15 protein-coding genes and 1 other annotated feature are annotated in these 15,426 nt (G+C 46.3%); of the genes, 10 read left to right on the forward strand and 5 right to left on the reverse strand.

All coding sequences use genetic code 11. The features are described from left to right. Position 1: 1 nt before the first annotated feature. Positions 2-646, reverse strand: a complete 645-nt coding sequence (gene uvrY, locus L3V31_RS11295; RefSeq protein ID WP_237316149.1) for a UvrY/SirA/GacA family response regulator transcription factor — start codon at positions 644-646, stop codon at positions 2-4. A 512-nt stretch (positions 647-1,158) separates the two neighbouring features. Between uvrY and L3V31_RS11300 the strand changes: the two genes are divergently transcribed. Then, entirely contained in the window at positions 1,159-3,522 is a 2,364-nt protein-coding gene (locus L3V31_RS11300; protein ID WP_237316150.1) for a DNA polymerase II, read from the forward strand. 13 nt (positions 3,523-3,535) lie between these two features. Here the strand turns inward: L3V31_RS11300 and L3V31_RS11305 are convergent, their stop codons facing one another. Then, entirely contained in the window at positions 3,536-4,303 is a 768-nt protein-coding gene (locus L3V31_RS11305; RefSeq protein WP_237316151.1) for a nucleotidyltransferase domain-containing protein, read from the reverse strand. Positions 4,304-4,495: 192 nt separating this feature from the next. Between L3V31_RS11305 and yeiP the strand changes: the two genes are divergently transcribed. Continuing rightward, a complete protein-coding gene (gene yeiP / locus L3V31_RS11310) occupies positions 4,496-5,062 on the forward strand; it encodes an elongation factor P-like protein YeiP (protein WP_237316152.1) in 567 nt (188 codons plus the stop codon). A gap of 2 nt (positions 5,063-5,064) precedes the next feature. Next, the gene (locus tag L3V31_RS11315) at positions 5,065-5,385 is read left to right on the forward strand and encodes an HI1450 family dsDNA-mimic protein (RefSeq protein WP_237316153.1); all 321 of its coding nucleotides are present in this window, start codon (positions 5,065-5,067) and stop codon (positions 5,383-5,385) included. Positions 5,386-5,497: 112 nt separating this feature from the next. On the opposite strand, the gene rluB is transcribed toward L3V31_RS11315, so the two are convergent. The 3 genes from rluB to L3V31_RS11330 form a co-directional block, all read right to left on the reverse strand. Next, a complete protein-coding gene (rluB, locus tag L3V31_RS11320; RefSeq protein ID WP_237316154.1) occupies positions 5,498-6,436 on the reverse strand; it encodes a 23S rRNA pseudouridine(2605) synthase RluB in 939 nt (312 codons plus the stop codon). A gap of 239 nt (positions 6,437-6,675) precedes the next feature. Next, on the reverse strand, positions 6,676-7,296 hold the full coding sequence (locus L3V31_RS11325; protein ID WP_237316155.1) for an L-threonylcarbamoyladenylate synthase: 621 nt from the start codon (positions 7,294-7,296) through the stop codon (positions 6,676-6,678). 38 nt (positions 7,297-7,334) lie between these two features. Continuing rightward, positions 7,335-8,204 carry a PHP domain-containing protein gene (locus L3V31_RS11330; protein ID WP_237316156.1) on the reverse strand — a complete coding sequence of 290 codons (870 nt, stop codon included), beginning with the start codon at positions 8,202-8,204 and terminating at the stop codon, positions 7,335-7,337. Between the two features lie 96 nt (positions 8,205-8,300). On the opposite strand from L3V31_RS11330, the gene L3V31_RS11335 reads away from it, so the two are divergent. The 7 genes from L3V31_RS11335 (at position 8,301) to trpA (ending at position 15,286) form a co-directional block, all read left to right on the forward strand. Continuing rightward, positions 8,301-8,426 carry a trp operon leader peptide gene (locus L3V31_RS11335; protein ID WP_014232405.1) on the forward strand — a complete coding sequence of 42 codons (126 nt, stop codon included), beginning with the start codon at positions 8,301-8,303 and terminating at the stop codon, positions 8,424-8,426. Then, positions 8,373-8,476, forward strand: a sequence feature (Trp leader region). (Overlaps the previous gene by 54 nt.) Before the next feature lie 125 nt (positions 8,477-8,601). Continuing rightward, positions 8,602-10,182 carry an anthranilate synthase component 1 gene (locus tag L3V31_RS11340; RefSeq protein ID WP_237316157.1) on the forward strand — a complete coding sequence of 527 codons (1,581 nt, stop codon included), beginning with the start codon at positions 8,602-8,604 and terminating at the stop codon, positions 10,180-10,182. A gap of 6 nt (positions 10,183-10,188) precedes the next feature. Beyond that, a complete protein-coding gene (locus L3V31_RS11345; RefSeq protein ID WP_237316158.1) occupies positions 10,189-10,779 on the forward strand; it encodes an aminodeoxychorismate/anthranilate synthase component II in 591 nt (196 codons plus the stop codon). Positions 10,780-10,798: 19 nt separating this feature from the next. After that, the gene (gene trpD / locus L3V31_RS11350; RefSeq protein WP_237316159.1) at positions 10,799-11,797 is read left to right on the forward strand and encodes an anthranilate phosphoribosyltransferase; all 999 of its coding nucleotides are present in this window, start codon (positions 10,799-10,801) and stop codon (positions 11,795-11,797) included. 13 nt (positions 11,798-11,810) lie between these two features. Further along, positions 11,811-13,250: a bifunctional indole-3-glycerol-phosphate synthase TrpC/phosphoribosylanthranilate isomerase TrpF gene (trpCF, locus tag L3V31_RS11355; RefSeq protein WP_237316160.1), complete on the forward strand. Its 1,440-nt coding sequence runs from the start codon at positions 11,811-11,813 to the stop codon at positions 13,248-13,250. A 39-nt stretch (positions 13,251-13,289) separates the two neighbouring features. Further along, positions 13,290-14,480: a tryptophan synthase subunit beta gene (trpB, locus tag L3V31_RS11360; RefSeq protein ID WP_237316161.1), complete on the forward strand. Its 1,191-nt coding sequence runs from the start codon at positions 13,290-13,292 to the stop codon at positions 14,478-14,480. Then, positions 14,480-15,286: a tryptophan synthase subunit alpha gene (gene trpA, locus L3V31_RS11365; RefSeq protein WP_237316162.1), complete on the forward strand. Its 807-nt coding sequence runs from the start codon at positions 14,480-14,482 to the stop codon at positions 15,284-15,286. Before trpB ends, trpA begins: the two co-directional genes overlap by 1 nt. Positions 15,287-15,426: the final 140 nt, after the last annotated feature.

Below are 15,426 nucleotides of genomic sequence, written 5' to 3' on the forward strand. Positions count from 1 at the left end.
ACTAAAGCGTCTCAGTGTCCAGCATTCCATGACGAATGGCTAAGTGCGTTAACTCAACATCGCCGTTAATGTCCAATTTGCTAAACAGTCTATAGCGGTAACTGTTCACCGTTTTTGGACTCAAGTTAAGTTGTTCAGAAATATCCGTTACTTTCTGACCCTTAGTAATCATCAACATGATTTGCAATTCACGTTCAGATAAATCTTTAAACGGGTTTTCAGAAGCAGGTGAGAATTGACTCAATGCCATCTGCTGCGCAATCTCTGGAGAGATGTAACGCTGCCCACTATTTACCACACGAATCGCGTTAACCATCTCGTCTGGGCCTGCACCTTTGGTTAAATAACCAGAAGCGCCCGCCTGCATTACTTTGGTTGGAAACGGATTTTCCGTATGAACGGTAAGTACGATGATTTTTACATCAGGATTCAAGCGAAGAATCTTCTTAGTGGCTTCTAAGCCACCGATTCCTGGCATGTTCATGTCCATCAAAACGACGTCAGCATGATTACTGCGACACCATTTTACTGCCTCTTCACCGCTGTCAGCTTCTCCTGCTACGTTCATTCCACGGACGTCTTCAATAATACGTCGTATCCCTGTGCGAACCAGCTCGTGATCATCTACAAGGAAAACATTTATCAAACTTGTATCTCCACACTTTCTATTGGTTCTGCACCCACATGATGTTCTATGTGGATATCAGTATGACGCCTAATACTAACGTATTTGACGACAAATTGCTTTCTATGAATATGTGCTCAAACGCAAACTTTGGCAAGTACTTATTCATAAACCACTCGGTTACTTCAGAGCGTACTGTGCAGAACCGAAATATAATACAGATTAATTAACAACATTAATTGTAATAAATCAAGCAACTAGATTTTATATTGCCCAGTGCAACTCAATATCAGCGCCAAATGGTCAATCTATAAACGAGATGCCGTGCTCCGAATTCAGAAACCAAGTATCGGCTTGCGGCAATGTCATCGTTTGAATTCAACGCTATTCTTATCTGCTGGGCATTGGGCATACAACCGCGATACCCGAAACTGATTCGACAAGAAAACCAGCAACGGCCATCACTACGCGTTTCCTTCTTATCTCTTGGTGCTAGAATACCAGGCTTAAATTATCGATAAGGTTTTTCTCACTTGAACATCCAGCAAGGCTTCCTACTCACTCGTCAGGCACGAGATATCCAAGGTCAGACTCAGATAGAGCTATGGGTATCGACCGAAGCTGGACCCACTCAGTTGCTGATTCATGGCGAAAAACCCGTTTTCTTTATTTCTCAAGCAGACTTAGAGCAAGTCAGAGAGCTCGCCCAAGCAAGCAAACTTCACGTTGAATTTCGTTTGCTGGAGATTAAAACGTTCGATCACACTGCTCTTGTGGCTTGCTATACAAAACTTACCCGAGATGCCATTTCGTTACAGGGTAACCTTACACATCACGACATTACCACATACGAAGGCGATATTCGGCTTGCTGATCGCTATTTGATGGAACGCTTCATCAGAGGTGGCATCGAATTTACAGGCAACCAGCAAGATTTCAACGGATATCAACGCGTTCAACATGCAAAATGTCGATCTGGTGACTATGCACCTAAACTGCAAGTCGTCTCTTTAGATATCGAGTGTTCTGAAAAAGGCATTCTCTATTCTATCGGCCTAGACAGTCCAATGGACTCGCGAGTCATTATGATAGGCGGTCCTGAACCTGCCGATACCCCTATCCAATGGGTGCAAAACGAGAAAGCCTTACTGGACGCTTTAGTCGCATGGTTTAAACAGTTTGACCCTGATGTGGTGGTCGGCTGGAACGTGATTGACTTCGATTTCCGCTTGCTGCACAAACGGGCGGAATGGCACAACATGAAGCTCAAATTAGGAAGAGCGGATCAAGCGAGCTTCTTTCGTAGTTCATCACAAAGCCAACAGGGGTTCATTACTATTCCCGGACGTGTGGTAATGGATGGTATCGACACGCTAAAAACAGCGACATACCACTTTCGTTCATGGTCACTGGAATCCGTCTCACAGGAACTACTCGGTGAAGGCAAAGAAATTCACAACGTGCATGATCGTATGGATGAGATCAATCGCATGTATCGTTCAGATAAGCCCTCTTTAGCGAAGTATAATCTTCAGGATTGTGTGCTGGTCAATAAAATCTTCGATCATACTCATCTGCTCGCTTTCGCGATAGAACGTTCACGATTGACTGGCGTAGAGCTGGATCGAGTTGGAGGTTCCGTCGCCGCATTTACTAATCTCTATCTACCGCAAATTCACCGCGCGGGTTATGTTGCACCGAACTTACACCCTGAAAATTGGATAGCCAGCCCCGGAGGGTACGTAATGGATTCAATTCCGAACCTTTACGACTCCGTTTTAGTTTTGGATTTTAAGAGCCTGTACCCGTCCATCATTCGCTCGTTCTTAATTGATCCAATGGGGCTTGTTGAAGGGCTTCAACTTGAAATTGGCAAACAAGACAACCAAGCCGTGCCCGGGTTTCGCGGCGGCCAATTCCATCGCACAAAACACTTTTTGCCCGAGATGATTGAAAAGCTCTGGGCGGCACGTGATGTCGCCAAGAAAAACAACGAAAAAGCGTTCTCTCAGGCGATTAAAATCATCATGAACTCATTCTATGGCGTGCTAGGTTCGTCAGGTTGCCGCTTTTTTGATACACGACTGGCATCCAGTATTACCATGCGCGGCCACGAGATCATGAAACAGACCAAAGTGCTGATCGAAGAGCAAGGTTATCAGGTGATTTACGGTGATACAGACTCAACCTTTGTGTCGCTAAACCGCACTTATACTCAGGCAGAAGCAGATAAAGTCGGAAATCAATTAGTCGATCACATTAACACCTGGTGGCAAGCGCATCTTCGTTCGGAATACAACCTCACTTCAATGCTAGAAATCGAATACGAGACCCACTATCGTAAATTTTTGATGCCCACGATCCGCGGCGCGGAAACTGGCTCGAAAAAGCGTTACGCAGGCTTAATTGGTGAAGGCGAACAAGAGCAGATAATTTTCAAAGGGCTAGAAAGTGCACGCACAGACTGGACACCGCTGGCGCAAAAATTCCAAAACACACTCTATGGCATGATCTTCCATGGCGAAGACCCAAGTGATTATGTGCGCGAAATGGTTGAGAAAACCAATAATGGTGAATTCGATGACCAGCTGGTTTATCAGAAGCAGCTGCGCCGTAAACTGCACGAATACCAAAAGAACATTCCGCCCCAAGTGCGTGCCGCTCGACTGGCAGACGAAATCAATGCCAAGCTTGGTCGACCGCTACAGTATCAGAACCGTGGTCGAATAGAGTATGTGATTACCGTCAATGGGCCTGAGCCACATGAATACCGTAGTAGCCTGATTGACTATCAACACTATATTGATAAGCAATTGAAGCCTGTCGCAGATGCCATTTTACCTTTTATTGGCACCGACTTTGAAACCTTGTCGGCTCCGCAGATGGGCTTGTTTTAACAACCAGCTTTAGCTAACCGATGCGAAACTCTGTTTTTTGATACTGCTTGACCAGCCAGCTGCCAAAGCTATCTAAAAGCCCTACTACCGAGCGTTTCGGGATAGTTCGTCCTGCAAGCAATATACCCAGGCGTTCGATCTCCAAATGCTTTTCTGGATGATAAGTCAAAAACACCTGACCACATTCGACAGGATCGTCAAACCAGCGCTTATCGCGGTACATAATCAGAGAATACGACGCTCGCAGCAACTTTTTGGCAATGATCGTTTGAGCTTGAGTTTGCTCTTCAACATTTTTTGCCTGAGCAATTTTCGCACGATAGACAGAGAGCCACTCTTCTACATCCATATTCCAATGCTTGGCAATCTCCCAACTTGGAACATAATCGCCAAAGCAGTCTGATAAGTCATTACCATAAATACAGACACAGCAATGTTTGAGCATAAAGCCCCAGGTAAAAATACTGTCGAGATTCGCCACCTCACTAACCAGTGCTGTTCGAACTGAAACGCCGTTTACTTGAGGATACCCTTGCTGTGTACGCCACTTGATAGTGTTCAATAATGTGGCCCGGTTAGACTCAAATGCCGCTTTTGTTACAACGACTAAATCTAGGTTCGATTTACCTGCGACAGCCGTTTTACGCGCAACGCTGCCATAGACATACACACTATGTAAGTTCTGCCCTAGCCCACCTTTAAGGCACATCAGAACTTCTCTGATCAGAGGTTCGAATTCGGTTTGAAAAGGTTGTTTTGAGTCGATAACAGGAAGAGACATTGGAAATAACACGATCTAAAGCTTAAGATTCAGGAACATTATGATCCACCAGCACTGATTTTGGATCAAGCCTAATAATGCGTTTATTCATGAGAGGTGATGCCTATTTCAACGATGAATTTTGATGCTAGAAAGGCAACTTAACGCTATAATCATTGAGTTTTGCGTAATAAGTATCAATAGGAAAATACAATGCCAAAGGCAAGTGAAATCAAGAAAGGCTTCGCAATCGAGTCTAATGGTAAAACCCTTCTAGTTAAAGACATCGAAGTAACGACTCCAGGCGGTCGTGGCGGCGCGAAAATCTACAAGATGCGTTGTACTGATCTAACAACCGGTGCACGCGTAGACGAGCGTTACAAGTCTGATGATGTTGTTGAAACGGTTGAAATGAACAAGCGTGCCGTTGTGTACTCATACGCAGACGGCGATGAGCATATCTTCATGGATAACGAAGATTACTCACAATACACATTTAAAGAGAATGATGTAGCCGACGATCTGCTGTTCATCAATGAAGACACACAAGGTATCCACGTTATCGTGGTAGACGGTTCAGCGGTTGGCCTTGAACTACCTTCTTCTGTTGAACTAGTGATTGAAGAAACAGACCCATCAATCAAAGGTGCGTCAGCGTCTGCACGTACTAAACCTGCCCGCTTCGCTTCTGGCCTTACTGTTCAAGTTCCAGAGTACATCGCAACAGGTGACCGAGTAGTGATTAACACTGCAGAACGTAAATACATGAGCCGAGCATAAGCATGTCTGATTTGATTTCTTACGACGACGTTATCGACGCAGCGTACGACATTTTTCTTGAAATGGCTCCAGATAACCTCGAGCCAGCTGATGTCATTCTGTTTACTGCACAGTTTGAAGATCGTGGTGCCGCGGAACTTGTCGAAACCGGTGATGACTGGGTTGAACATGTCGGCTTCGAGATCGACAAAGAGGTGTATGCAGAAGTGCGTATCGGCCTAGTAAACGAGGAAAATGACGTACTTGATGACGTGTTTGCTCGTATGCTAATCAGCCGAGACCCAGACCACAAGTTCTGTCATATGCTTTGGAAGCGCGACTAACGCTTCCCTAACTGATAAGTAAAACACCAGCCTTCGAGCTGGTGTTTTTTATTCGCTTGCAATAAGAAAAAGGCTTGCCAATGGGCAAGCCTTTCTAATTTTTTAGCCGAGCTTAACGATGCTTGTTGCGAACGCCTTGCTCACCAGCACTTTTCTTTGTCTTGCGACGAGCAGGATTATTGCTGCGGCCTTTAGGCGTATTTACACGCTCTTCGTGGCGCTTAACTGCACGACGAATTTTCTGGCTACGTGCACGTTCACGTTTACGTGAGGTGTTATCTTTGTTCAGATCAAGCATGGTTTCTTTCTCTGGGCGAAGTTCTACTAGCTCACGCAGGTAGTTTACTTCTTTCAGGTCCAGTTCCATCCAACCACCACGTGGCAGCTTTTTGTCTAGGAAGATATCACCGTAACGAACACGCTTCAGACGGCTTACCGTACAATCTTGAGATTCCCATAGACGACGGACTTCTCGGTTACGACCTTCATTGATTACAACATAGAAGGTGTGGTTCATGCCTTCACCACCAGCGTAAACAACGTCTTCAAAGCGAGCCATACCGTCTTCTAGCTCTACGCCTTTTACTAGATTACGAACTTTTTGTTCAGTTACTTCACCGAACACACGTACTAGATATTCACGCTCAACCTGGCGACTTGGGTGCATTAGGCGGTTTGCCAATTCACCATCCGTAGTGAAAAGCAGCAGACCTGAAGTGTTTGCATCCAGACGACCTACTGAAATCCAACGCGAGCCACGAATTTTTGGCAGGCGATCAAAAACAGTACGGCGACCTTCTGGATCATGACGAGTACACAGTTCACCTTCAGGCTTGTAGTATGCCAGCACACGACAGACCACTTCCTCTTGTATCTTCGCAGACACAATGTGACCATCGATACGAACGACACTGCTCTCATCTTCAAGTCTTTCACCAAGTTTAGCGACATTACCGTTCACGCTTACGCGGCCGGATTTAATTAACGATTCAATCTCGCGACGAGAACCGTGACCAGCACGTGCTAATACTTTTTGTAACTTTTCGCTCATTTATCTACCTATGTGTCGTCTTCACAGACGTCTAGACCAGGATTGGTCTGTATTATGCAATCTACCCATCTTCACGGGATTTTTTCAGTCCGCCATTATACGTAACTTTCTGACTTAATGTAAGCAAAATCCACGTAGTCCTCTGCTACACAATCTAGTTAAAAAACCGTGGCCTTTTACCACTAAAAAACAAAAGGAGGCACATTGGCCTCCTTTCATTATCAACGATGATATGTGATTTACTCAAACGGTGCAGGGTCACCAGCTCCTAAGCGAGCCACTACGGGCTCTCCTTCACTAAAATCGATCACTGTCGTTGGCTGCTCGCCTAAGTAGCCACCGTTAAGTATCACATCTACTGCATGCTCCAACTTATCACGGATGTCTTCTGGATCTGACTCAGTGACGTCACTGTTCGGCAGGATCAACGACGTAGACATCATCGGCTCACCTAATGCTTCGAGCAGATCAAGCGCGATCTGGTTATTAGGAACACGAATACCGATGGTTTTACGCTTTGCATTCATCAAACGACGAGGCACTTCTTTTGTGCCTTTGAAGATGAATGTGTAAGGTCCCGGTGTATTGCTTTTCAATAATCGAAACGCGCTGTTATCTACGCGTGCGTACAGCGAAATCTCCGATAAATCTCTACATAACAACGTGAAGTTGTGCTTATCGTTCAGTCGACGGATCTGACAGATACGCTCTAACGCCTGTTTGTTCTCCAGTTGACAGCCAAGCGCATAACCCGAGTCGGTTGGGTAAACCACGACACCGCCGTTACGAATGATTGCTACTGCTTGATTAATCAAGCGAGCCTGTGGGTTTTCTGGATGAACGTAAAAAAACTGGCTCATTGTAATTCCTCATTATCGAGCCTCTCGGCTCTATATCCTTATGGAGCGTGGACTTCGTTGCGATCCAACGAAGGGTCAATGCCCCAATCTTTCCAAACTGGTTCTACGCCGGACGGCAACCAGAGGTTTCGACCCAACTCCATCCAAGGAGATGGATAGTGAAAGTCGCTACCTTGGGACGCTAATAGTTTGTATTGTATAGCATAATCCGCCAGGTTGCGTCTTTCTTGTTGTGCTTGTTGTGGCTGAGCGACTTCCATCGCGTCACCATTTGCTTCCGCGAATGCAGCAAGAAGACGCTTAATCCACTTTGCTGTCAACTGATATCGCCCCGGATGAGCTAACACCGCGTGGCCACCAGCAGCGTGAATCGAATCTATTGCATCTTTCATCGAACACCAATTTGGTGGCACATAACCGGGGTTGTTACGCGTTAGGTATTTTTTAAACACCATTTGCATATTTTTAGCGAAACCATTGTCAACCAACCATTTCGCAAAATGCGCACGTGTAATTGGCGCACCGCCCGCAATCTGTTGTACCTCTTCCAGAACGCCTTCGCGGGTCGCTTTCTGCAGACGCGATGCGATCAACTCGGCACGAGTGATTCGATGCTGTTTTTGTTGTTCAATAAGCGTCTTCAACGCTGGATTATCGGGATCAATATTCAAACCCACGATATGGATATCTTTATTTTGCCAAACGGTTGAGATTTCGATGCCATTAATGATTTGTATCGGCAACTGATTCTCTTTTACATACTGTTTTGCTGGCACTAAACCGTCAACGGTATCATGGTCTGTAATCGCCAAAACTTCGATATCAAAACTCAGTGCCCTATCCACTAAATCTTTCGGTTCCAGTCGGCCATCAGAAGCTGTGGTATGGCTGTGTAAATCAATTCTCATATTTTTTATCGTTTTAATGCTGTTTTGGGGTTGACTTTTCATCTCCGCACTAGTTAACTAGTACGCAAATACAGAACTCATTATTCAAGGCTCACTATGTTACAAGAATTGAAGCAAAACCAAAAAGCGAAAGTTGCAGTTTGTCTGAACAAGACAAGCTCGGCAGACGTTGCTTGGTGGCGCACTTGGACAAGTTCTTGGTGGGCAAACGTGTACTTCTAGTTTAGAAATTAAAACGTTAAAAAGCCCGCTTCCAAAGCGGGCTTTTTATTTTTTCGCCCTTTTCACGTTTAACTGCTTAAACATTAACCGGATCTCGTAAACTCTTAATTGGGCCTACGCCTAGTTTATGCCACTATGTTCAGCAGGAAGATTAAAATAGCTATAAGGAGGTCTTGTGAACAAGGCCATTGAAATCAAGAATCTTGGACAACTGGAAGTATTAACGGCTTCTGTTCCTTACAATCAAGACCCGACCCGCTTGTTTCACACCCTATGTGAAAATAAGACGGATAGCTTACTTCTAGAATCTGCGGAAATTGATTCGAAACAGGATTTGAAGTCACTTTTGATCGTCGACTCTGCGGTTCGCATTGTTTGTTATGACCACTCCGTCACCATGCATGCATTAACGGACAATGGTAAAAACTTGCTTGCTCATCTCAATAACAACGTACGTAGTGACGTCACTTCTCAATTTGATGGTGAGACTTTCACGCTAGACTTTGCCCAACCATGCGACACTCTGGATGAAGATTCTCGCTTACGTGAAGCTTCTTCATTCGATGCACTGCGTTTGGTTCAACACAGTTTTGATCTTGCAGATAAAGATAAGCACGCGATTTTCCTTGGTGGTTTATTCGCTTACGACTTAGTGGCAAGTTTCGAACCTTTGGGTCATGCAGATGCGACCAATCAATGTCCAGATTACGTGTTTTACGTAGCGGAAACTCTACTCGTCGTTGACCATCAAACTGAGTCTTGCCATTTGCAAGCAACGCTATTTGTCGATAACTCACAACAAGCAACCTTAGAAGCTCGCATTGCAGAGATAGGCGAACAATGTAGCGCACCTAAGCATCTGCCTAGTGCGGCTAAACTGACCGATGTGACGGCTCAACCAAGCATATCTGATGAAGACTTCTGCCAGATTGTAAGTGATTTAAAAGAGTATGTAGTGAAAGGGGATATTTTCCAGGTTGTCCCTTCACGCCGTTTCACGCTTCCTTGCCCTTCCCCGCTGGCGGCATATAAAGAGCTGAAGAAGAGCAACCCAAGTCCATACATGTTTTACATGCAAGATGAGTTATTCACTCTATTTGGGGCCTCTCCAGAAAGTGCATTGAAGTACGAAACCGACACCAATCAGGTCGAGATATACCCAATCGCAGGCACTCGCCGCCGTGGCAAACGCCCGAACGGAGAAATCGACTTTGATCTCGACAGCCGCATTGAACTTGAACTGCGTACTGACATGAAAGAAAACGCAGAACACATGATGTTAGTTGACCTGGCACGTAACGACGTCGCACGTATCTCTAAAGCAGGTAGCCGCTATGTAGCCGATCTACTTAAAGTCGACCGCTACAGTCATGTCATGCACTTGGTGTCTCGTGTCGTTGGCCAATTACGTGAAGATTTAGACGCACTGCACGCTTATCAGGCAAGCATGAATATGGGCACACTGACAGGCGCGCCAAAAATTCGCGCTATGCAGTTGATTCGTGACGTGGAAGGTGTACGCCGCGGAAGCTATGGCGGTGCAGTTGGCTACCTAACCGGAGAAGGCACACTCGATACGTGTATCGTGATTCGCTCTGCGTATGTTGAAAACGGTATTGCTCAAGTACAAGCAGGCGCTGGTGTGGTGTTCGATTCAGCCCCACAAGCAGAGGCGGATGAAACCCGCGGTAAGGCACAAGCCGTTATTTCTGCTATTCAAGCAGCCCATTCTCAACCTACAAAGAAGGAGGAGTAGCAGACCATGGCTAATATTGTATTTATCGATAATTTTGACTCTTTTACTTATAACCTAGTGGATCAATTTCGTTCACTCGGCCACTCAGTAAAAATTTACCGTAATAATATCTCGGCAGAAAACATAGAGCAGGCAGTAAATGACCTGGAGAACCCGGTTGTTCTTCTTTCGCCTGGTCCGGGCGCCCCTTCTGAAGCGGGCTCAATGCCAGACTTAATTCAGCGCATGAAAGGCAAAGTGCCAATGATAGGCATCTGTCTTGGCCATCAAGCCATCGTTGAAGCTTATGGCGGCACTGTTGCGGGCGCAGGCGAGATCATTCACGGCAAAGTGTCGATGATGGAACATGAAAATCACGCCACTTACGCCAATTTGCCATCGCCACTGGCTATTGCTCGTTATCACTCATTGGTCGCAACCTCTGTTCCAGAAACGCTGACCGTTACCGCTGAAGTGGACGGACTAACCATGTCAGTAGTACACGAGAAAGATAAAGTTTGCGGATTCCAGTTCCACCCGGAATCAATTATGACCACGTATGGAGCTACCCTACTAGCCAATGCTATCGAATGGGCACTTGAGAAAAACAACGCATAAGGACATAGGGAGAGGAATTATGGAAGCGATTATCAACAAACTATACGAACAACAGTCTCTTACTCAAGAAGAAAGCCAGCAATTATTCGATACCATTATCCGTGGTGAACTCGACCCAATTTTGATGGCATCTGTTCTAACGGCGTTAAAGATTAAAGGGGAAACCCCCGAAGAGATTGCAGGTGCGGCAAAAGCTCTACTTGCCAACGCAAAACCATTCCCGCGTCCAGACTATGACTTTGCCGATATCGTCGGTACGGGCGGTGATGGTCACGATACCATCAATATTTCCACCACAGCAGCTTTTGTCGCGGCGGCATGTGGCGTAAAAGTAGCGAAACATGGTAACCGCAGTGTATCCAGTAAATCGGGCTCTTCTGATCTCTTGGATTCTTTTGGCATCAACCTTGCCATGAGCCCTGAAGATACACGCACAGCCATGGACGAGATCGGCGTTGCATTTCTATTTGCCCCTCAATACCACGGCGGTGTGCGTCATGCGATGCCAGTACGTCAAACCATGAAAACACGCACCATCTTCAATATTCTCGGTCCACTGATTAACCCTGCTCGCCCTAACATTGAATTAATGGGCGTTTACAGCGAAGAACTAGTTCGTCCTATCGCAGAAACCATGCTACAAATGGGTATGAAGCGCGCAGCAGTGGTACACGGTAGTGGTTTGGATGAAGTTGCTATTCATGGGCCAACCACCGTGGCAGAAATTAAAGATGGTAAAATTGTCGAGTACACACTGACGCCAGAAGACTTCGGCCTAGAGACACACCCGCTAGAAGCGATTAAAGGTGGCGCTCCAGAAGAGAATAAAGCCATCACCACTAATATTCTCACGGGAAAAGGAACCGACGCTCAGCTTGGTGCTGTCGCGGCGAACGTGGCCTTGCTCATGCGTCTGTTCGGTCACGAAGATTTAAAAACCAATACGCAGCAAGCGATTGAGGCAATGAATTCAGGCAAGGCTTATCAGTTAGTACAGCAACTTGCCGAACACGCTTAAGGAAATAATCAAGATGACGGATTTCAACCCTCAAAAAGCGGATAACCTTTCAGAGCACGTGTCAAAAAAAGAAGCAGAAATGGCGGAAGTACTCGCTAAGATTGTTCGTGACAAATATACGTGGGTCGCAGAACGTAAAGCTTCTCAGCATTTGAGTACATTTCAATCCGATTTAGAACTGTCAGATCGTAGCTTCTACGACGCACTCAGCGGCGAAAAAACGGTCTTTATTACCGAGTGTAAAAAAGCCTCACCTTCGAAAGGGCTCATCAGAGACAACTTCGATCTAGACTACATCGCATCGGTTTACAACAGTCATGCTGATGCCATTTCTGTCTTAACTGACGAGAAATACTTTCAGGGCAGCTTCGACTTTATTCCACAAGTGCGCAGCCAGGTCACTCAGCCAGTACTTTGTAAAGATTTTATGGTGGACGTTTACCAAGTTTACTTGGCGCGTCACTACGGGGCTGACGCCATCTTATTGATGCTGTCTGTGCTCAAAGATGAAGAGTACAAAGCATTAGCTGAAGTCGCACACAGCCTGAAAATGGGGATTCTGACAGAAGTCAGTAACGAAGAAGAGCTACATCGTGCGGTTGACTTGGGAGCCCTTGTTATCGGCATCAACAACCGTAACCTACGCGATTTAAGTACTGACTTAAACCGTACCAAAGAGCTGGCACCATTGATTCGAAAACTCGCCCCAGAAGCGACGGTTATTTCAGAGTCAGGCATTTACACCCACCAGCAAGTTCGCGATTTAGCGGCTTATGCTGACGGATTCCTGATTGGCAGCTCACTTATGTCAGAAGACAACCTGGAGCTCGCGGTTCGCAAGGTGACATTGGGTGAAAATAAAGTTTGTGGCTTGACCCACCCTGACGACGCAGCAAAAGCGTATAAAGCAGGCGCAGTGTTTGGTGGCCTGATTTTCGTCGAACAATCAAAACGTTCCGTCGATCTTGAAACAGCTCGTATGACGATGAGCGGTGCTCCGCTTCAATACGTGGGTGTTTTTCAAAATCATGAGATTGACTTTGTGGCTTCGATAGTCACATCACTCGGCTTGAAAGCGGTGCAACTGCATGGCGCTGAAGATCAAAGCTACGTCAACCAGTTAAAGGCCGAGCTTCCTGCTGGCGTTGAAATTTGGAAAGCGTATGGCGTCAAAGAGAGCGTGCCGTCTTTGCTTGCTGAAAACGTTGATCGTCATCTACTGGATGCACAAGTAGGAAATCAATCGGGCGGCACCGGGCAAGCATTCGATTGGTCACTTATCGGCGACACGAGTCAAATTATGCTGGCAGGTGGACTCTCGCCTGAGAATGCTCAACAAGCGGCATCACTAGGCTGCTTGGGATTGGATTTAAACTCTGGCGTAGAAAGCGCGCCAGGTAAAAAAGATGCACAGAAGTTGCAGGCCGCGTTTAACGCAATTCGCAACTACTAAAATTATTCGTAGCAAAAAAATACGAGAAGGACTATCACGATGGCAAAACTGAATGCCTACTTTGGCGAATATGGCGGTCAGTACGTTCCGCAAATCCTCGTTCCTGCATTGGAGCAACTTGAGCAAGCGTTTATTGATGCACAGGAAGATCCAGAGTTCCGTAGCGAATTCATGACACTTCTTCAGGAGTACGCAGGTCGCCCTACCGCGCTGACGCTTACTCGAAACTTAACCAAAGGTACAAAAACCAAACTGTACCTAAAGCGTGAAGACTTACTCCACGGCGGTGCACACAAAACTAACCAGGTGCTAGGTCAGGCTCTACTGGCTAAGCGCATGGGCAAAACAGAAATCATCGCCGAAACTGGCGCTGGTCAACATGGCGTAGCCACAGCACTTGCATGTGCGCTACTTGGCCTGAAATGTCGCGTATATATGGGTGCTAAAGACGTTGAGCGTCAAAGCCCGAACGTGTTCCGCATGAAACTCATGGGCGCTGAAGTCATTCCAGTACACTCAGGCTCTGCCACTCTGAAAGATGCGTGTAATGAAGCACTACGTGACTGGTCAGCAACTTACGAAGAAGCACACTACCTACTTGGTACTGCAGCGGGTCCTCACCCGTTCCCAACTATCGTTCGCGAATTTCAGCGTATGATTGGTGAAGAAACCAAGAACCAGATTCTGGCTCGTGAAGGACGTCTTCCAGATGCGGTCATCGCTTGTGTTGGTGGTGGTTCTAACGCCATTGGTATGTTTGCTGATTTTATCGAAGAGGAAGGTGTGCGCCTTATTGGTGTCGAACCTGCGGGTAAAGGTATTGATACCGACCAACACGGTGCGCCGCTGAAACACGGTAAGACAGGCATTTATTTCGGTATGAAAGCGCCAATCATGCAAGATGAAAACGGACAGATCGAAGAGTCCTACTCTGTTTCTGCGGGTCTTGATTTTCCATCAGTGGGCCCTCAGCACGCACACTTGAATTCTATTGGCCGTGCGGAATACGCTAACGTCACCGATGATGAAGCGCTAGATGCGTTTCAGGAAATCGCGCGTAGCGAAGGTATCATTGCGGCTCTTGAATCATCTCACGCACTTGCGCACGCGCTGCGTATGGCTCGCGAGAATCCAGAAAAAGAACAGCTTTTGGTCGTCAACTTATCCGGTCGTGGTGACAAAGACATCTTCACCGTAAACGCCATCCTAGAAGAAAAAGGAGTGATCTAATGAGTCGTTATGAGAAGATGTTTGCTCGCCTGAACGAAAAGAACCAAGGTGCGTTTGTACCGTTCGTAACGGTTGGTGATCCAAATGCAGAGCAGTCATACAAAATAATGGAAACTCTGGTTGAATCAGGTGCTGACGCACTTGAGCTAGGTATCCCTTTCTCCGATCCTCTTGCAGATGGCCCAACAATCCAGGGCGCAAATAAGCGTGCTTTGGAATCAGGTGCAACACCAGGTATCTGCTTTGAGCAAATCGGTAAAATTCGCGCAAAATACCCAGAACTGCCTATTGGCCTTTTGATGTATGCAAACCTCGTATACTCACGTGGTATTGAGAACTTTTACGAACTCTGTGCAAAAGCTGGTATCGATTCCGTTCTGATTGCCGACGTACCAACCAATGAAAGCGCAGAGTTTGTCGCAGCAGCAGAGAAGTTCGGTATTCACCCGATATTTATTGCACCTCCAACGGCCAGTGATGAAACCTTAGAACAAGTTGCAGAATTGAGCGGAGGTTACACATACCTGCTTTCTCGCGCAGGCGTGACAGGTACCGAAACCAAAGCGAATATGCCAGTCGGACAGTTGCTAGAAAGACTGAGTCAGTTCGATGCACCACCAGCATTACTTGGCTTCGGTATCTCGGAGCCAGAACAAGTGAAGCAGGCGATAGAAGCCGGTGCTGCTGGCGCTATCTCTGGTTCAGCCGTGGTTAAAATCATTGAAACGAACACAGAGCAGCCACAGATTATGTTGGACAAGCTTGGTGAGTTTGTTTCGGCAATGAAGGCAGCCACTCAAAAATAAGCATTCTTCTTGAAGATTAATAAACGCCCACTAATTACAATAAGTGGGCGTTTTTTTGTCTGGTGGATGAACGACTCAACTCTCTATCTAAGCGTCTGACTTTTCATATAAACCACTTCTCAAACAAACCGCTTCTTAAA

Origin of the sequence: Vibrio sp. J1-1 (genome assembly GCF_021728395.1) — a bacterium.
Classification (GTDB): domain Bacteria; phylum Pseudomonadota; class Gammaproteobacteria; order Enterobacterales; family Vibrionaceae; genus Vibrio.